At 57.2% G+C, this 19,321-nt stretch carries 10 protein-coding genes and 1 pseudogene; 3 read left to right on the plus strand and 8 right to left on the minus strand.

The features are described from left to right. Positions 1-18 precede the first annotated feature (18 nt). Entirely contained in the window at positions 19-441 is a 423-nt protein-coding gene (locus EF888_RS12825; RefSeq protein ID WP_109758219.1) for a hypothetical protein, read from the plus strand. Beyond that, the gene (locus EF888_RS12830; RefSeq protein WP_109758218.1) at positions 442-1,362 is read left to right on the plus strand and encodes a tellurite resistance TerB family protein; all 921 of its coding nucleotides are present in this window, start codon (positions 442-444) and stop codon (positions 1,360-1,362) included. A gap of 638 nt (positions 1,363-2,000) precedes the next feature. Here the strand turns inward: EF888_RS12830 and EF888_RS12835 are convergent. Together EF888_RS12835 and EF888_RS12840 are read right to left on the minus strand one after the other, a co-directional pair. Continuing rightward, positions 2,001-3,182, minus strand: coding sequence for a P-loop NTPase family protein (locus EF888_RS12835; RefSeq protein WP_126918569.1), 1,182 nt, complete (start codon positions 3,180-3,182; stop codon positions 2,001-2,003). Beyond that, positions 3,179-5,251 carry a hypothetical protein gene (locus EF888_RS12840; protein ID WP_126918570.1) on the minus strand — a complete coding sequence of 691 codons (2,073 nt, stop codon included), beginning with the start codon at positions 5,249-5,251 and terminating at the stop codon, positions 3,179-3,181. Before EF888_RS12840 ends, EF888_RS12835 begins: the two co-directional genes overlap by 4 nt. A gap of 833 nt (positions 5,252-6,084) precedes the next feature. Here EF888_RS12840 and EF888_RS22260 point away from each other — a divergent pair. Continuing rightward, a pseudogene (locus tag EF888_RS22260) lies at positions 6,085-7,372 on the plus strand (transposase). A gap of 133 nt (positions 7,373-7,505) precedes the next feature. On the opposite strand, the gene EF888_RS12860 reads toward EF888_RS22260, so the two are convergent. From EF888_RS12860 to EF888_RS12885, 6 genes are all read right to left on the minus strand, one after another. Then, complete coding sequence (locus EF888_RS12860) at positions 7,506-8,339, minus strand: hypothetical protein (RefSeq protein WP_109758215.1); 834 nt, start codon at positions 8,337-8,339, stop codon at positions 7,506-7,508. Between the two features lie 41 nt (positions 8,340-8,380). Next, entirely contained in the window at positions 8,381-9,385 is a 1,005-nt protein-coding gene (locus tag EF888_RS12865) for an HIT domain-containing protein (RefSeq protein WP_206508301.1), read from the minus strand. A gap of 2 nt (positions 9,386-9,387) precedes the next feature. Further along, positions 9,388-10,458: a 5-methylcytosine restriction system specificity protein McrC gene (locus EF888_RS12870; protein ID WP_109758214.1), complete on the minus strand. Its 1,071-nt coding sequence runs from the start codon at positions 10,456-10,458 to the stop codon at positions 9,388-9,390. Positions 10,459-10,462: 4 nt separating this feature from the next. Next, complete coding sequence (locus tag EF888_RS21850; protein ID WP_164721684.1) at positions 10,463-13,015, minus strand: MrcB family domain-containing protein; 2,553 nt, start codon at positions 13,013-13,015, stop codon at positions 10,463-10,465. Between the two features lie 173 nt (positions 13,016-13,188). Beyond that, the gene (locus EF888_RS12880) at positions 13,189-13,404 is read right to left on the minus strand and encodes a hypothetical protein (protein ID WP_109758212.1); all 216 of its coding nucleotides are present in this window, start codon (positions 13,402-13,404) and stop codon (positions 13,189-13,191) included. 46 nt (positions 13,405-13,450) lie between these two features. Beyond that, positions 13,451-18,928, minus strand: coding sequence for a RecQ family ATP-dependent DNA helicase (locus tag EF888_RS12885; RefSeq protein ID WP_109758211.1), 5,478 nt, complete (start codon positions 18,926-18,928; stop codon positions 13,451-13,453). Between the last annotated feature and the right edge of the window lie 393 nt (positions 18,929-19,321).

Consider the following 19,321-nt stretch of genomic DNA (forward strand, 5'->3'; position numbering starts at 1 on the left):
CATGAGCAAGGTAGAAAAATGTCCGCTACAATCGATGCCGTCATCAAGGACATCAACGCGTCGCTACCAGAGCGAAAGTTGATCGGGCTGATCGAGCGAACAAACCTTTCCGCAGATTTGAAAGCTCTTCTTGCCGACCTCGCGAAAATTACAGTGCAATTAGGAGGGAAGCTCGTAGCAATTGGCCGGAAGATTTTGGCCTTCGCTTTTGACTTAATTAAAGCATTTCCAACGGTAACGCTCGGGATCATCGCAGCTCTTGTCATTTCGAGTTTGATTGCAGCAATCCCGTTATTCGGTGGAGTCCTTGCCGCTGCACTTAGTTCGCTACTTCTGGTTCTTGGTATTAGCACAGGCGCTTTGAAGGATTTCACCAGCGATAAGTTGGGGGCACGTATTGAGTCACTGGTGAATTCCTTCAGTGCACTTGCGGAAATATAAATGGCGCCTAGCGAACAACAGCTCGTAGATGCCCTTAGCACGGTTGATTTGGTTGTCGCCGATACAAATAAATTTAAGATCAAACTCGGGATCGGCGAAGACGCGTATAGCACTCTGAAGCTGACCAAGACGCTGCAGACGCTTTGGGATATCAAGGGCGCCGGAGCGGCGGGAGCGGCGGCGGCGGCATCTCCGGCCGTAGCGACGACGTTCTTCGGCGGCGGTGGCATTCTATCAGTTTTAGGGTTTGGCGCCGCAGCTACCACACCAGTCGGTTGGATTATTGCTGCAGCTGTTGGTTCTGGGGCCGCATACTACGGCGCAATGCAGTTTTTCTCTAAGTACAGCTCATCACGCGTCGACACCATTCCAAAATTTATCAACACTCCGATCGACCTTCTTGGCGCCACCATTTTTGATATGATGGCAGGACTCGCCTTGAAAGTTGCTGATTTCGCAGGTGAAATCGACGAAGCAGAAAGAATTGCGGTGGTCGAGTACTTTACTGAAGAATGGGGGATTTCGCGGGACTACAGCGTCAAAGCGTTGCCGCTAGTTGAAACCCAAATTCGCCAGCGGACATTAAAGAACATGGCCAAATCCCTGGCAGAATTTCAAATGGACAACCCAGATTGTAATCCCTCCGCTATGAGGAAGGACATTAGGGGATTTCTTGAAGAGATTGCTTTTGCAGATGGAGAGTTCGACGAGCGCGAAGAACTGGCCATAGAGACTATCGAGCGTGAACTCAGCGCTCACTTCGCTACGCGCAGTCAGGTTACCAGGGCAGTGTCGCAGTATACTAGCACAGTTGCGGAAGTGGCGCAGAGCGGTTCGGCTGTAGCAGCCGAGCAAGCTCAGAGGGCTATGAGCAAGGCCAATAGGCTGTTAAATAGTTTTTTCAGGAAAAAGGGATCTTGAGTCTAGCAGTGCGCCGGTATTTGCGCGGTTAGTGCGGCGCAAGTAAGTTTTGCGCGATCTTCGGACTAATGGCGCCCTTGGATTTGACCGAGCGTTATCTCAGCCACCGGCCTTTCTGGATAAACAATCTTGTAGGTACCACTCCTAGTTTGCCATCGATTGATTGCTCCGAAAAAGTGCCGACGAGTCCATATTCAATAGCGGTCAGGGATGATCCATATATCGACCGCGCGACTGCGCGGAGCGCAGATACCGCATCCAAACAAATGAACAAGTTGTGGTTGTTGTAAGTGTAGTTATCAGGACGTGTAGAGGCATACTCTGCGCCTTCGAAGCTTCAAGCGCGCGCTCGGGCCTATCGGACGGTGAAGCTTAATCTGGTCTCAGTCGGCTGATGGCCGGGAGCAGACGTCCAGAACCGCGCAGTGCTTGACCGCTTCCGGCCCTGACCGGCCATTCGCCACCAGCTACTCTCTGTGATGCGGTTTCCGAAAGTGGGCGTTGCCGCATGGTTGCGGCAATGTAGGATTATTGAGCGTCGACGATGCGGACCAATCGAGCTTCCGGGGGCCAAGGTTGGAAGCAGCGCAATCAACCCACGGACTCTACGTTAATTCGGAGGAGAGTCGGGTCTCAGCTCAAGCGCCTGACCGCTTTTCCTCGACTATGCGATGTAGCTCCTCGAGAAGTCGGGCTTGGTTCTTCGTACTCCTTGAGTCTGCACGGAACGCTTTCTCCAGGTCGTCGTTGTCTATCAGCGTCCGCGAACGAGTTATTGGAAAACTCTCTCCTCTGGCCATGTTGAAGCGTTTACATTCGAAGTCAATGTAGACGTCGGCGAAAGCGCGCGCTTCATCCAAAGTTTTGACTTCATGAAGCTCCACTCTTGATTCCGTTTCAAAGCCAAGCCTTTGAAACAGTGGGTAGTTGTAATCACGAAGGTTTTGTGCCCCCTGACCCGTTGATCCAGCCAATATTAGGAGGGAATAGCCACTGAATTGGCCCACGGCTTCGTCGAACAGGTAGCGAATATCCTGCAAGAACCCTTGGACTTTCGAAGTGGACAAGCCGCTGCGAAATAGTGCCTCAACCTCGTCAATACAAACCATTGCTCCCATGAAAAGACGCTGTTGCCGAGCCAAAGCGAAGAGCTCTGTGAGAACTCTAATCATAAGTGACGCCGTGCTTAGTCGCGATGAAACGTGAAGATATCGGCGCTCAGTCTGCGTTAAAGTCTCCCCAACTACCCATCGGCGGGAGACTTCGAGCAAGGCGTCTGATGTGAACCTTCCAAATGAATCTTCAGGTTTGAAGCCTTGCTTCTGCGATGCCACAAGTGCTTTGAGTGCGCTCTTCAGGTCTGTCTGACGGATCGGGCCAAAATCGTTGTCTTCGATTCTAGATGATATCGCGGACAGTAGGTCCTGTTCGCCGCGCGACTTCACGTGTTCATCTGCCGCTCTGAAAATTTCTCGAACTAGCGTTGCCGCAGAGCCGCTGCCCGCAGAGAATTCCACGGAAATGACAGGCAGCTCCGCCTGCTTAACTGCATGCTGACAATGACGGAGAAAATGTGACTTTCCTTGTCCGGTGCCGCCCAACACCGCAAGTGACCGACGCGCTAAGTCTGAACCGCATATGGCTTTCACGCCGTCAGCAAAGCGGTGCAAAGCATCCTCCTGATTATAGATAACCTCCGGATAAATAGTCCGAGCTGGAGGAAATGGATTTCGGAGCAAGCCAAACTTTGTGAGGTATGTCCCGCCATCTCCTATTTGTTCGTTGGTACCTTTGAGCAGCCCACTCAGCAAAGAGCTCATTGTGCCGGTCCTCCTATTGTAAGAACGGGCCGCTCCCCTATGTGGAATCGGTCCACTATAATGGGGGTGCTAGCTAGGTTCGTCAAATTTCCGACAAGAACTTCGTCCCTAGTAACGGGTTTAGCCCCTGCGGATGACTCAAATTTGAAGCCGGACAGATGCTCTTCTACTATTAGCCTTTCGATCTGTGACTTCGCCACCCACGGGCTGATGCTGTTATTTTGACAGAAATTCATCAAGAGCTCGTAAACTTTAGCCAATCCTTCATTTTGAGTGTTCGCGAAGGATATCTCAAAAGCTTTTGCCGCGTCTCGATCCGTCAATCTATTGGAACCGTCCATAATGGAGCTTTCCATAGTCCATGCCTGCCCAAGCAAAATGTGGTATTTTGGAAGCCTGTTTGCTTCGTCCTTACCAACCTTTCCCAATCTATCGGTAAGCAATTTCAAAACTGCGCCCTTCTCGAGTCGGCCTTCCCTTTGCAGTTCTTGCTGCACTATCGCGTACGGTTCAAATCGATTAAAAAATCGGCTCACGGTATCAAGATCGCCCTTCTCCAGGGCGGTAGCGACAGTGTTCGCATCGGCCGTTGGCGCAAACTCCTCATTCTGTTGCACAAGCTCAGCTTTTTGTAGTAGCTCAAGCGCGCGTTTTACTGTGTCTGTGGTGTTTACGTCCGGTATGGCCGCGACGATTTCTTGCGGTTGTGCTTGCCCCATCTCCATCAAGACGCCTAGGATTTTCATCGCCGCAGGTAGTGACGCCCTAGGAAGGATTGGTCCGGTCTTTGGCTTGGAGCGTGGACGCGACGGCCCGACACTTCCGTCAACAACAGTAGTAGTGTTTTGCGTTTCGTCTTCGTTCGACGGCGTTACGTGCTGGTTCGGCGCATCATTGGCTGGAGCGTCACCTGACGCATTCGATTTTTCCGACACATCTGCCGGTTGGACTGTTTCCGAAGCTGGAGATGGTGTCTCAATACTGGTTGGGATATCGGCAATCGGTTCCGAGAAATTACAATCCAGGATCTCTTTCGACCAATGCGATGGCGTCTTACCCGGCCAGTAGCAATCTAGATGTGCAACGGTGTCTCCGGCTCGGCGCAAGCGAATACTGCCGAACCCATGCGCCAGCTCCCACAACAGGGCGCTAAGCGGTGCTCCAAGGAACATTCGTGCTATTGGGTCATATCTAAGGCACTCGACAGAAGAGTCGCCAATCTGGATCGTCGGAATGAAAAGTGTTTCGATTCCTTCCGCTTCCAAGACGCGTGCTACGTTCACATCAGATGTGACAACTCTTCTTGGTGTGCGAGACCGCATCGTGCGTAGAACACTCTGAATTGCCTCTATGATAAGGCGATCTTCAAGTACATCGCTCTGATCTGGGTCCGATCCCGATGACGACGCAGTCTTTTGGTATCGCAGCAATGATGGATCAAGTTCAACGACTTGGCTACGCGATCGGTTCCTCTGAAGTAATCCGAGCGCCCCATTAACAAGCCCACGAGATCGGAGAGCCTGCCCTATGTTCGTTGGTTTTTTTTGGTTGACTAAGGCCTTGATTGTCGCATCGCGCATTTGGACGGTCGTTAATGATGCAGCCAGTGGCAAAAGCCAAATTGCAGGGCGCCGCAAGACTTTTAGTAGCCAATGCACCGACCCGTTGTGAAGAGCATTTGTATCTGGAACGATTACAATGCCATCTTGTGAGGCAAGGCGAAGAATATCATCCAATAACTCATCCGAAATATTGGGTGTCAAAAGGCCCGCCCTGGCAAGCGCCAAAGACAGAGAGTCTTCTATGAAGCGGATCGATTTGGCCAACCCTCCGGACTTGGCGGGGTACTTGGAAAGCCCTGAGATGTTCTTTTCTAGTGTGTAGAATTGCTCGGTGCCTTCCTCGCCAAGCTTAAGAGTGATCGCAGAAACTTGAAGTTTCGCAAGCCCTACCCATTCATCCTGCTCGCAATGTGTTGAGTCATTATATTCAACTGTATATTCGCCCTTTGGAAGGGATCGTAAGTGACCATTGGAACGGCACTGATCCAAAGATATCTTATTAGACATTAGTCGATCCTGATCCACTTGGGAGTGCCTGCGGGATACCGCTTTGCATGCTCAACTACCGACTTGCAGATCATAAGTGCTGCTCGGTTCTGGCTAACTTCAAACTGAGCAGTCCAGTGCTCAGTCACTCCGGATTGCTCAGTAGAAACAGTACTGTAAACTTCGTTTGTGCCGGTTTCATTATTTAGAGAAGTCACGATATCTTCGAAATCGTTGAGGCCGTACCATGTCCCCGGAGAAAACCTATCCGTCATAGATGCGATGACCGCGGCCGGTAAGTCATCAGTATCTGTTTCCCACAGACGTTTTCCGGAGGATGGAGGGGCATCCTCTGGTGAGCTCTCCGCGCTCGCAACTATGATCCGCATACCTTCGCCCCTCGAAAACGACTTTGCGCCACAGTTTGATGTGTACTTGTGGCCCGAGCAAGGCAGAAAGCCGCGCTGGCTCCAACGGCCTGAGGTTGTTGCAGTGATTCACTCTCATAAGAGTGGTGTGCTATGCGGATGGGGAAGGTCGAACTCGACCTGCACAGTCGCAACTCGGTGGAGACTTGCTCAGTTGAGTTGCTATCGCCAGTTTCAAGAGTTCCGCCATATTATTGATATAGATGGTTATTTTGGGTCCTGCGGTAGGGATCAACCCTACGAACAATTATTTAGCAGGCAGGCGCTTCAAATCTGGTCGTAGATGTCCGCTCTTGCCTGGCTCTATGGTTAGCGTGCATCTACAGCGAACTTCCGGTTTCCGCCCGATTCTGTTGAAAAGCTCCTTGTTGCAGTGCGGAAAGTGCTTTGATTGACTCGGTTTAGGTAGGCCGGGAGGATCGGGCGATGATGGGCGTTCAGAAGGCCGAGGCACAGCTCGTCAAGGAATTCAATCTGGAGAGCCACGTGCCCGCCGACCACCTTCTTCGGGAGATCGACCGGTTCCTCGACATGGATTGAATGCGAGAGAGGCTTCGGCCGTTCTACAGCCACACGGGGCGGCCCTCGAGCGATCCTGAACTGATCGTCCGGATGCTGGTGATCGGCTGCGTGATGGGGATCCGGTCCGAGCGTCGTCTGTGCCAGGACGTTCATCTGAACCTGGCCTACCGGTGGTTCTGCCGCCTGGGACCCGAGATGAGATCCTCTTTCAGGCAGCGCTCGACGGTCGCCTCGAACAGCTGACGCAGCAGACCGCTCTCCCGGAACTTGCCGTGCCGATACCTCGAGAAGGTGGAATGATCGGGGACTTTGTATGACCCGGCCTTCGGCGCTGCCGCAGAGCCTGCGGCCCAGTGGACCCGGGCCGAAGAAAGCCGACCCTATTTTGCCTACGCCATAAACTACCTGGTCGACACCAAGTGCTCTGTCATCATGGACGTGGAGGGCACGAGGCGATCCGGCAGGCCGAGGTCGGCGCCTCGCAAACCATGCTCGACAGGACCGACCAGCGCTTCGGCATCCGCCCGGAATGGCTCGCCGCCGACACCGCCTACGGGTCTAGCGAGAACCTTGGCTCGCTGGTCAAGAAGCGCGGGATCATCCCTTTCATCCCGGTGATCGACAAGACCGAGAGAACCGACGGCACGTGGTCGCGGGCGGACTTCGAATGGGACGAGGAGAACGACCAGTATATCTGCCCGGAAGGCCATGCCCTGCGGCAGTTCCGACGCAACTACTCGGACCCGGGCCGCGGGAAGAACATCGCTGGCATACGCAAGTACCGCGCTCTCCGGGCCACTTGCCAGGCCTGCCCGTCGAAGGATCTCTGCTGCCCGAACGTCGACGCGAGATACGTCACCCGGACACCGGACGAAAACGCGCGCGACTTCGCCCGGGTCTGCCGGAAGACGAGGGCCTACAAGGTCTCCCGGGACAAGCTGGAAAGGTCGAGATGCTCTTCGCCCACCTCAAGCGCATCCTGAACCTCACTCGCCTGCGCCTCAGGGGTCCGAACGGTGCCAGGGACGAGTTCATCCTCGCCGCTACAGCACAGAACCTCCGAAAGCTCGCCAAGCTGCGGCCGGCGTTGCGCCAAGGTCTTAGAAGGGCGGATTGTGTTGAAGAACCCGGCCGGATTTGCGGCACAATCGGGCTTGGCGGGTGGTGCAGCCCTTGTGGTCCCGGATGCTGATCCGGTGCTGGGGTCGTCCGGGTAACCTCAAGGTTCAGATCATGTCGCGACCTTCATCTGATTGAACGCGCGGCGGACGGGTGCAGGACGATCCGAGCGCGCATAATGCGCAATATGTGCTGCCTTCGACAGATCAAAGCATAGGCTCAGGTGGTGGCCGCTGATTCAAGCGCAAGCATCTTTGATAGAACCGCCAGAGAACTTCGCCTGAAGTTCTATCCACGTCACGAATTATATCGATCAGCTCGTCCCAGGTGAGGACCCTCAACGTCCCCTCCTCTTCCATCCTCGTGACAAGGGGATCAAATGCTCTCTCTCGCCAAGCATCTAGTTGAGAGGAGTCCGCTCCGGATTCGCTTTCATAGGCTTCTATTCTCTTGCTAACCGCGGAACGCACGGCATTCGGGTGTGTAGCTACTTCCAGATTGGTGCGTCGGGCAGCACGTAGCTCGTACTGCGGCGCGACGACGTAGAACCCAACAGTTTCGATTTCATTGAGTGTTGATCCGCCCTGCTCGATGGCCTCTGCCATACACGCAACGTTGCGTGCCGCTTGATTGAAACCTAGGGCGTTTTTCACGCCCATGGACAGATTGCTAAACATCTTGGCTTCTACGACGACGAACTGCTTGCATCCTTCCGGAAGCCACAGTCCGGCCGTGGTGTCGGCCCGAAAGTGGAAATGGCCAACAACAGCGTCTGCATGAGTGAAGCCTTCACCGAGTCCATCTGCCCGGCTACGTGGTCGAAACCTAGAGCTTAAGCGAACTTCGGAGAACCAATCGGCACCTTTTTCGAAGCTCAACGGATGACCCTGGATATTGAGCCGCTTGAACGCTTCGAGGACAAGTCGTAGCATCCAGCCTTCATTGAAGATCTCAGTTTGCGGAAAGCGGGCCCCCTCGGGTTCGGAGGCCTCCAAAATCAATCGAGAAAGTATTTCAGGAATAATGTCGTTCGATGCCATACTGTCCCTTTAGGTAAAGTGGCCTCGTGCCATAGTAGCTTTCAGTATGCTTGCTTGCCAGGTACCACTCCACGTACTCCGCCTCGTGGGTTTTCAACATCACCTCGCCGCCGCGGGATCAAGTGAACGTGGCAATGAAACACCGTCTGTCCTGCAGCCTCTCCTGAGTTAACGCCCATGTTGAACCCATCGATGCCGTCGTCCTGAACAAGCAACTTCGACCGTGTTGCGCGCATGAGTGACTGGATCGCGTTCAGTTCTGGCTGGAATAGCGTGAAGTAGTCAGCCACATGACGCTTCGGAATGATCAAGGAGTGCCCTTCTGCTACGGGGAATTTGTCCCGGATCACGAGCGCCAGTTCGTTCATCGCGATGATCCGATCAGTCGGCAACTCGCAGAAAATGCAACCATTCTCTCGGTGTTCGTAGAGGTCTCTTACCCCCCGGAAGTCTGCATCGTCCCGGTCGCGCTTCATCGCGTTGCAGGAATAGCAGAGCGCCTGAAGGTTCGCCTCATCATCTGACCCGCCATGGTTCCGCGGGAGGATGTGATCCACCTCGAGAGCTTTCTCATCTGCAGAAACTCCACAAAGCTCGCAGTGGAACTTAGCGCGTTTCAGCACCTCGTATCTCAGCGTCCCTGAGATGTAGCCCGACGCGGCGCTCCGATGTGACCAGACTTGGTTACCCCGCCTTTCGAGGAATGCTTCGATTGCGGCGTCACAGGCCTCGATCAAGACGTCTAGCTCTGGCGAGCTCAAGTCATCAGCGTCTGGAAGCTCATAACCAGTGATATTGCGGCCCGCCTTCTTGACCTCTGTGATGCCGTTGTTCGTCAGGACCTTACCCACCATGTTCTTGGTTCGGAGCCCATAGTATTCGACCTGAGAGGGATCGTGCGCGAGCAGAGCTGTGGCGATCTCCTCGACGCTGGCTCTACCACCTCGGACCAGCAGCTCTCGGATCATCACGGGCTGGTAGATGTGCGACATGCGCATTTTCGTCGAGATGTACTCAGAGAGCTTGCTGAAGGTCGTCGCTGACATCTCTACTCCTGGTCCTCCGTCGCCGAAAATTCTGTTCCGGCAGCTGGCTCAATCAGCTCGATGAGCTCCGCATGAATCTCTGGCCACTCGGCGCTAAGGTCCACCGTCGCGACCGTCAAAGGCGTTCCCAACAGCCGGTAGTGCAGGCGAAGAGACTGCCCACCAGATGGGTAAACTAGTAGACCTGCTATAGCCTTCCCGGGCTCATTCTCACGAACGTGAGCAAGATAGGTGGACAGCTGGTAGAGGTGTGCGGAACGGACCTTGGGATCATAGCGACCGCCAGCCAGAACTTCCTTGTAATACTTGGCATCGGCTACAATCGTGCGATTGCCGGATCGCAGCGTGATGTCGGTCTTCATGATTGGAAGATAGGCGAGATCGGCTTCATTCTCGGCCTCAGCAAGCCATGGCATGATCTCTGAGGCCGCCGAATATCCGGGCAGCTCTGAACGATAGAAGTTCCGCAAGAAGTCCTCGAAGAGCGCCGACATTCGTGTCTCGTCGTCCAGGATGCTCTGGAACTTCGAGCCGCCGCCCTCCTCGTCCGGCAGGAGCGCGTGAAACACGAGCTCGCAGACTCGCATCAGGAAGCCATACTGCGAAGTGTTTCGCGAAAGCTGCACGCGGCGAAAGAGACTGGCGGAAAGCCGGATGGGGGATACGCCTGTCATCCGGCGCGCAGATGTCAGGAGTGCGTGTTGCAGACCTTTCTCTACATCCCCGCAGTTTGCCAATGAAAGCAGGCTGGCCTTTAGCACCTGATTGTGCAGCACATCTGGAGTGAGTTCGTCGAGGTCGCAGACGGCAAGACCCCGCAGGAGCGTCTGCTGCTTGGTCATGACGTCTAGTCGGAGCTTTCCGCGCGGAGAGCGGGTCTCTTCTGTCACTTCGACGTAACCGCGGTCGAGGCCGCGCCGCAAAAGCCGGTGCGTTCCGTCGTTCAGAACTTTGCCGAGCAGGTTTGGGAGGTCGGGGCTTTGGTCGGCGCCAACATCCCTCACCGCACCACTCTTGAAGTGCCCCCAGGCGTAGAGCAGCAGGTAATAGATGTTGCGGACGGGAATGGTCACCCGATCATCTCAACAGCTGGTCGCGCCACTGATCCGCCGTCTCCGGCGCGTCGAACCAATACTCCTCAAGGAGAGGGTAGATTTCCGTCTCGACGATGCGGCGATACCAACCGTCTGGATCACGCACCGTAGCGGTGGGCGTGAAGAAGCTATGTCCGATCCGAAACCCCGGACCAAGGTTTGTGCGATCACTCTGAATAGCTTGGTTGAGTTCGCCCATAGCGTTGACGATGCGGGTGACAACGTCCTCTGGGACGCCACGTACCTCCAAGTGCGCACGGAACTTGGGAGCGCCAAAGAGCGGCTCCATGGCCACAAAGGCAAAACGACGGCGGAGCGCATAATCCACCAGCGAGAGCGAGCGGTCCGCCGTGTTCATCATCCCGAGAATGAAGAGATTGTCCGGAACGAAGAAGTCGAGGTCAGCTTCCGTGGCGTACGCCAGTCGAGTTTTCCAGGTGGGACCACGCTTGTCCGGCTCGATCAAGAGCATCAGCTCGCCGAAGATTTTCGAGAGATTCCCTCGGTTGATCTCATCGATGATGAACACATAGGTCCCGCTTGGGTCCCGCATTGCCCGATCGCGAAACTCGTAGAAGGTACCGTTCTTCCGCTCGAAGCCGAGATTTCCATTAGGTCGGTACCCTTGCACGAAGTCCTCATAGCTGTAGGACTGGTGGAACTGGACCGTCTGAACTTTACTGTCGTCCTTGAAGCCTATGAGGGCGTAGGCGAGGCGTCGTGCGATGAAGGATTTCCCGACGCCCGGAGCACCTTGAAGGATGAGATTCTTCTTGTTGCGCCAAATGTCGAGGTAGCGCTCGACATCTTCGCGCTCGAGGAATAGCTCCTCCAGCGCATCATCTATTGAATAAGTCTCCCAAGTGGGCTGCCCGTCATCTTCCTGGATGACGCTCTGTTCACGCGCGATCAGTCGGTCGTAGGCTAGGAGTGCAGATTCCAAATGCGTATTGATGGTCTGATCGTCTGGGAGGTTTTCGGACAGAAGCTCCATGTACGCGATGGTACCCTCCTCGTAGTTTCTTGCGGCAGCTGTCTCGGAGCCTAGATCGATATCACGATCCAGCGTGAATCCCGGATCCAGTAGTTCGAGGATCAACGGGCGCGACTGCTCGGCCACCCTATGCATCTCCTCGACTGCCCCACGCTGGCCCAACCTGCTCACAAGCTCTGTCATCCCCTGGTTCAACGTGAGGTAAGTTCGCGACAGGTCTTCCGCGAGGAGGAAGACAATATATCGGCCTCTCTGAGTACTTGTTGTCTCCCTCGCATCCAGAAGGGCAATCCAGGGAGTCTTTGTCCAACTCCCCTGCCCCACACTGACCTTGACCCTAATATTCGGTCGCGCGGACACGCATGGAAGGTCCTGTAAGCAGTCGCGGAGATCTCGCATCGTGCTGCCGAGTTCTCCTTCCGTTGTGAACGGCCCTTCACGCCTCCTGCGAAAAGTATCCATGAACTTTCGAAGGAGTCTGGCAAACTCGGTCCTGCCCTCCAGCTCCATGCTTTCCTCTTCCACCAACAGTTCCTGGTTTGCCTCAACGCCCTCAACACCCCTCAGTCTTGCGTGCCACTCCCGATCAAGAAGTGGCTCAAAGAGGCGAGCCATCGTGGCAACCTCTTCGCTGAGGTCGGTATGGTCGATTTCATCGCCCCGAAGGTATCGACTGATGGTTCCTGCGGCGTTCTTCTTCCCTCGGTCGGACTGCAGATAACGAAGCCACTCCTGAAGGCTAGAAAATTCCTTCTCTTTTGGATCTAGGCGGTGCTTCGATCGGAAGAACCACGGTGGAGCATCGTCGATGTCTTGAGCGATACCTGTCGCTTCGACCGAACCCGGCGCTGGGAGCCTGACGAAGATCTTGGGAGCTGCGGTTCGCACGGCTCTTTTGGGAGCTTGCTGAGAGAAGTCCGTCGGAGAAACGGAAGCACCAAACCCATACTCAATGCCTCTCTCAGAAACGATCATGAACATCTGGGGTATCGAAGCGAGGTCTTTCGAGTTTTCCCTCGGCGACACAGAGAACCAAAGATCCTTCGGGATGAAGCTTCGAACACCGCTTTTGACGTGGAAGCCAGCCGTTGTCCGTACTTCGAATTTGTTCGGGCTTGCCAACTTCGACTTCAGCAAATCCCCGAGCCGCTCGAGCGAGCTCGAGACCTTCTCATAGGCATCGCGCTCCTCAATTGCGAGGTCAGCATAGAATTTTTTGGATCGCGAGCTTGAGATCAAGCGGACGTCTTCCGAACTGATCCTAGGCTGATCATCGGCATCCTGCACTTCGCCTACTGGAGCTGGTGCAACTTCAAACTCGAAGCCAAGCGCCTCCAAAGGCTCTTGGACCTGGCGCTCACCACCGGAGAAATCTGCTGACCGCTTGGGTCCCAGTTCGGGATACTGCATCTGGTGCGCGACCCCATAGATGGCCTTGGAGTCATAGAGGCGGTCGCCGCGTTTGACAAAGTATCGGTTTGCACTCCTGAAGCCGTACTTATGCAGGAACGTGTCCCGACCCAGGAGGTCGAATTCGTTCATTGCTGCCTCAACTGCAGCTCTGTCGGTGACCCGCTCTACCGGCATAACTCCTCCCCTAGTCCCGGGTTATAGGCTCTTGGCTGCCGTCCCACAGGCTGGCCGAGTGCTATACCCTTACATGCACCGACAGATCAGCGACCCCGCACATTGGCAATCACGTCGGCAGTCCCACGTCAGTATTTGTGGCGGCGGCGGTGCAAACGTTCAACCTCCTCGAGGAGCAACTGCCAGTACTCTATCGACTGCACGTTCCCACCCTCCTTGACCTCGGAGAGCCTTTCCCTTCTCTTAGCAATGGCGCCGTTGCCGAACAGTTCGATCGTCGCACGTGCAACCATGGCGATGTCTCGTTTGCTGGCAAAACCGTGTGGCTTGTCGTCTTTGTCCATCCGATCCGCGAGCTCTCTAGTCACTTGGCGATGAAGACGTGCGGGTTCACTCGACCACAGAGCCACTTTCGTCGCCAAGGACTCTTTCGACAAGCCACGTTGCGGGATGTCCGGGGAAACCGCCTCCAAATCTTTTGATTAACCGTGCGTACGCGTAGCCAAGGTCCGACGCTTTGCGGACATCGGAGCGATGAGACAGCGACCTCAAGACCAGTCCGCCCCCGCGCGGGACGAGCTCAAGGCCTTCCACGCGAAGTGCCGCCTGAAGCTCATCCCAAGACGACGAGGCACGGACGGACGCTCTGAGGATCCTTTGCAGCTCAAGGGTTCTGTCTTCGTCTGCCGATGGAACATCTCTTTTGCGCTCGATTGGTGACGCTACAAGCTCAGTCTGATGGGCCGGCCCAAACACCAGTTCCGGCAGCACAACGCTCCATGTCTCACGCCTGAGGTACTCATGGTATTCCTCCGCGGAATCTTCACGGAACCGCGTCGAGATCGCGTAGACGCTGCCATGCAGGAAGCTCGCCCCGGCCGGCGGCGCAAACTTCTTCGCCAGACGACACACGGCCGTGCCGGCGCGGTCCGTCATCAGCCACAGATCACCGCGCTGAACCAGTTGCAGTGCGTCCTCCGTCCCGAGGCGCTCCATGGCACCAAGCGTCGGGTTCCCGTCGTGCAGGCGTCCGGCAAAGCTGAGGTCGACCTCGGACGGATCGAGCGTTCGGTAGAGTTTCAAGCACTCCGAGACATCCACAGCCTCTCGTCTGCGAGCGCGGATCAGGAACGCGTCGTCATTGAGGCCGTCCAGGATGGCATGTGAATAGTTCATGGCCACGAGCGCCAGGCTACGCCGCGCTCTCGTCATGGCGACATAGTAGAGCCGCCGCGCGGCGTCTCGATCTTCGCCACTGGATCGCTTGTCCCATCCACCGTCGAGGACGACCACGTCGTCGAATTCGAGGCCCTTGGCGCGATGTGCCGAGAGAAGAAGAAGCCCGCTCTGGCGTTTGCGGATGTCGCGACCCCATTCGGCCAACCACTCGAGGACGTCCTTGCGGTCCGTCTCGCGGTCGCCGACCTCGCGGACGAAGTCGTCCACGCCTTCCCTCAGGATCGACCACCAGGGCCCTTCGGGCTGAGCCTCCATCCAGGCTGCCAGCTCCGACACGTGAAGTCCGGACCGTTCGCGACCCCGTAGCCAGGCGACGAGCGTCTGGGTTTCCCTCAAACGCCAGAAGTTCGGAGGATCGGCGTTCGCCGTCTGCACGGGAATACCGCGCGCCTCGCAATAGCTCCGAACCGGCTGCAGATACCTCCACTCGCGCGCGATGATGGCGGTTCTTGCCCAGCTCCAGTCCGAAACGATCTTTGAGAGCCGTTCCAGCTCCTCGACGGCAAGAACGGCTTGGGCGAACTGGTCCCCGGCATCCTTGAAGACCTGAACGCGGCCGCGACCGACGCTGTCGAGGCGCTCTAGTGCGCCGCCGGGGCGGTCTTCCCTGCGGGCGCGGTTCACGGCGATATCGTGCCCCGCCTTCATGCGCTCCGCGGCCGGTGCGATCACATGGTTCGAGGCTCGGATAATGTTGGCCGTCGATCGGTAGTTCTCGATCAGATGGCTGGGCTGCGCCTTGTAGTCCTCTTCGAAGCGACGAATGAACTCTACAGAGGCCCCGGTAAATGCGTAGATGTTCTGGTCATCATCCCCGACAGCAAAGAGGCTCAGCCGTCGGTCTTCGTCTTCGACCGAGCGCCCGGCGACGGCCGCGATCAGCTCGTACTCTTCCGGTCCGATGTCCTGATATTCGTCGACGAGGATCCATCGATAGCCTTCGATGAGGGTCTCTCTCTGCGCTTCCGCCTCGTCGCGGGACAGGCCATCGCCCTTCAGAAGCGCCACAGCCTGAGCCATGACTTCGTCGAAGTCGATGCTCTCCACCTTTTCTGCCCGCTTCGCGAAGCTGGCGCCGACCATCCGCATCGCGAGGCCATGGCAGGTGGAAATGGTGACGCCACGGGCATCATCCCCGATGAGATCGTGGAGGCGCCGCCGGATTTCAGTGGCGGCGTGGCGGTTGTAGACCAGGGCCAGAATGCCGCGCGGGTTCTCGCGCTTGACGCGTATGAGATACGCGATCCTGTGCACCAGAACCCGGGTCTTGCCCGATCCTGGGCCGGCCAGGACCAGGACGTTGGTCTGCTCCCGGTCATCCGCGACAATCCGCGCTTGGGTGGTGTTGCCCAGGTCCTCGACGATGGTTCTCCAGGAGGCAGGCGTGGTCTGCCGGCGCAACTCGGCGCTCCGTCCGGGCAGCCACTTCTGAACGAAATCGTCCCGGTCCTGCGTGAAGTAGTCCTCCGCGAGCTTGAGTGCATCGCTCATGGACGTAAGCCCCCTCTCCGCATAGGCGCCCATAATGTGGGCTTGTAGAACCTGCTCCTGGTAATGGAGCTTGAGAGGCTCGAAGTCGGCTTCCGTAAAGGCCTGCGTTCCCGGTGCCAGATGAATCGTCATGGCCGGTCGGAAGATCGTGAGGCCCTTTCCGAGCGTTACGACACCCTGTTCATGAAGCCAGAGAAGCGCCCGGTCGAGCAGCTTGGTCGGGTCTGTGACAGCGCTCGAGAGCTCAAGATCGCTCCGGAGGGATACCATCAGGGCTCCCAGGGTTGTCTCAACCTGGATATCCTTGCCTCGGATCTTGTCCGGCGCCACAGTCTGAAGCGCGGAGAGGATAACCCGTCCCGCGAGGCGACGCAGTTGGGCCGTCACCGAGAGCGCCTGCCAGGTCCGCTGCATCCGGATCGTGAGATGCTCCCTGTCGATCTTGCGGACCTGAAAGCTACCGATGCCGTCGCCGTCGTCGCGACCATCTCGCGCGATCCCGCGGACAAGCTTGTCCACGATGTCGGGCCGGACCGCCGCATGACCGGCGTCGCGGAGCCCTTGCGAGGCGAGCTTCAGGTTGAGGGTCGACGCCGCCCCCAGATCGAGGTCGGGCGCGAACTCGCGCAGCTTGTCGATCAGGTCCTTCTCGAGACTGTTCGCTTCCAGGAGGCGCTTCTCGGAGGAGTCTTCGACGCCCAGATGCACGAAGATGGTGATTGCGGTATCGTTCGACGCGATCCCCAGCGTTTCAAGATCATTCAGCGCCTTGCGCATCAGACCGGGCGGGAAGCCCGACATGCCACAGAGCTCGTCCGTCGAGAGGCCCTGATCTGGCGAGGCAGTCATCAGGCTCTGAACGAGCGCCGTGAGTTTCATGCGGTAGCCCTCCGTCGCGTCCGCCGTCGCGATGATCTTCGCGGCTTCCTCGAGCGTTCGGACGCGAAGCGACGACGGGAAGACGCGGACGCGGTTTTCTTCGCGCTTCAGGAGGACGGCCTCCTCCAGCCAGGAGACCGCCGTTTTGACTCTGGTGTCGTCCGTCGCCGAATCCCGCTCGAACTCCAGGTCCTTCTCTTCCCGGACGATTTCCCCGGGAGTTGCGACCACCTCACCCTTCTGCCTGGTCCGCCGATCCAGACGCCTGAGGGACTTCAGGATGCCTCCGATCTCGCGCTTTTCGAGACGGGAGCGGGCCGAGAGGCTGAACTGACGTTCTACGTCGTCGCGGCTGAAGAGGAGGACGCATCGGGCGTGGTCCCGGTCACGACCGGCACGGCCCGCTTCCTGGAGATAATTCTCGAGGGAGCCCGGAATGTCGTGGTGGACGACCAGGCGAATGTCCGGCTTGTCGATCCCCATGCCGAAGGCGTTGGTGGCCGCAATCACGCGCAGCTCACCCTCTGCAAACTGCTTCTGAACGTCGCGTTTCTCTTCCGGCGTGAGGCCGGCGTGATAGTGGGCGGCGGAGAACCCGCGCTCCTGCAGGAAGGCCGCCACACGTTCGGTCGTCGACCGCGTGGAACAGTAGACAATGGCGCCGGAGGAGCCCTGCGCCGGAAGCGCGTCCTCAAGCACCATGACCATATCGCCGAGCTTCTTGCCCTTGTCGGTTGGAATGATTTCGAAGGAGAGGTTGTCGCGGACCGCACCTCCGTCGAGAAGCTCGAGAGTGGCGCCAAGGCGTTCGCGGAAATGCGCTGTGATATCGCGGATGACGTCGGGCTTTGCCGTCGCCGTCAGGCAGATGATCGGCGCCGGTGCCTCCTCGCCCGAATACTCCCTGATGAAGCGGCCCACGTAGCGATAGTCCGGCCGGAAATCATGCCCCCACTTCGAGACGCAATGCGCCTCGTCCAGCACCCAGTATCCCACCTCGCGCTGGCTAAGAACGGAGCGGACGGACGTACTCCGGAGTTGCTCCGGCGAAATGAGCAGGATCGCGGCATCGCCGAGACGGACCTGGTTCAGGGCCTCCTGACGCTCCGGAAGAGAGAGCATGCCGTTGATCGTGACGCAGGAGGTGATCCCCTGCCGGCGCATGCCCTCCACCTGATCGGCCATCAGGGCCACAAGCGGGGAGATCACCACCGTCAGCGCACCCGTCTTCGTGAACTGCGACAGCGCCGGCAGCTGATAGCAGACCGACTTGCCGGTCCCCGTGGGCAAGATGCCGAGGACCGGCGTCTTCGCGATCGCGGTCGCGACGATGGTCTCCTGCAGGGGCCTGCCGTCGGGGCCTTCCGGGATCGGGCGAAACCCGTCGAACCCGAACCATCGTTTCAGAAGACTCCTGGGGTCGTTCTGGGCGCGGCACCACTCGCAGCCCGGATCAATGCAAGGGGTGTCGCGAAGGCGGCGGACAAGACGACTGGCTTCGGGAAACTGATGACGCACCCAGGGTGGCATGACGGAATCCCCGCCGGCCACGGAGATCCAGGCCAGCGCATAGGCGAGCGGCCATCCGTGTCGCTCGGCGTCCATGACGACGGCTTCGGTCTGCAGGACGCAGGCCTCGCCGCGGAGCCGTCCCCGGATGGCAGCCTGTGCCTCGGCCAGCCCTGGACGGGGGGCGCCGCGCAGATGTTGAAAGACCGCGTCGAACCCCGCATGGCCTTCGTGGGCTGTCGTCAGGAAATGGTAAACCCCCGCGGCCTCGGGATCAGCCCGCTCGAGGTCGGAGAGCGCCTGGATCTGGTTCTCGAGGACTGCAAACACGAGCTTGGCGTCAAGTTCCGGATCGTTGACGTGCCCGGCCTGCAAGCGTCCATCCTGATAGTGCTTCACCAGATGATGATAGGGGTTCCTCGGAAACGCGAGCGGGTTGAGCCAGAGCGTATCGATGATCGGCTTCCTGAGCAGGCGCAGGTCGCCTTTCGCGGCACTTAGGTGAGGCGCGTCAAAGCTGATGAAGTTGTGCCCGAGTACGAACTCGCAAGCCTCGGTGTAGCGATCGAGGGAATTGAGGGCCTCCGGGGCATTTCCACGCCTGAAGACGAAGGACTCATCATGTCCAAAGCGAACCCCGGCGAAGGTCTGGAGCCGATTGGTCTTTGGATCGATCTCGAGATCGATCGAGACGCACCTTTGCAGGAGCGCCTCCGCGCGTGCGGCCTGAGGATGAACGCCGTCCGCCAACTTCCCGTCTCACGATGCCTGTCCCTTTAGTGAGTTATCCACAGGAATTGTGAGAATTCAAAGGCAAGGACGGATGTTCACCATCCGTTCCTGATTGTTACACGCTTCGAGCTCAGTGCACGTGCACTGGGTCATCGATGACGCGCGAAGAACGCTGTTCGGACTTACCTCAGCAATACAAACAGAGACGCATATCGTTTAAGCTGCTTGGCAGTCACTGTCATCGACCGGACGAGCATTGCGAGAAAACTTCATTTTTGCTTCGGAGCTCTACATCATAGCATAAAAAGCATGCATCGCCCATCTATCGCTGGTACTTTACCTGCCGCACACGATTTCGCATTCGGCCAAGTCCCAATTTCCGGGTCATTTAAGGACTTAGGATATTTTCCC

Source organism: Silicimonas algicola (assembly GCF_003970735.1).
In the GTDB taxonomy this organism is placed as follows: Bacteria; Pseudomonadota; Alphaproteobacteria; order Rhodobacterales; family Rhodobacteraceae; genus Silicimonas; species Silicimonas algicola.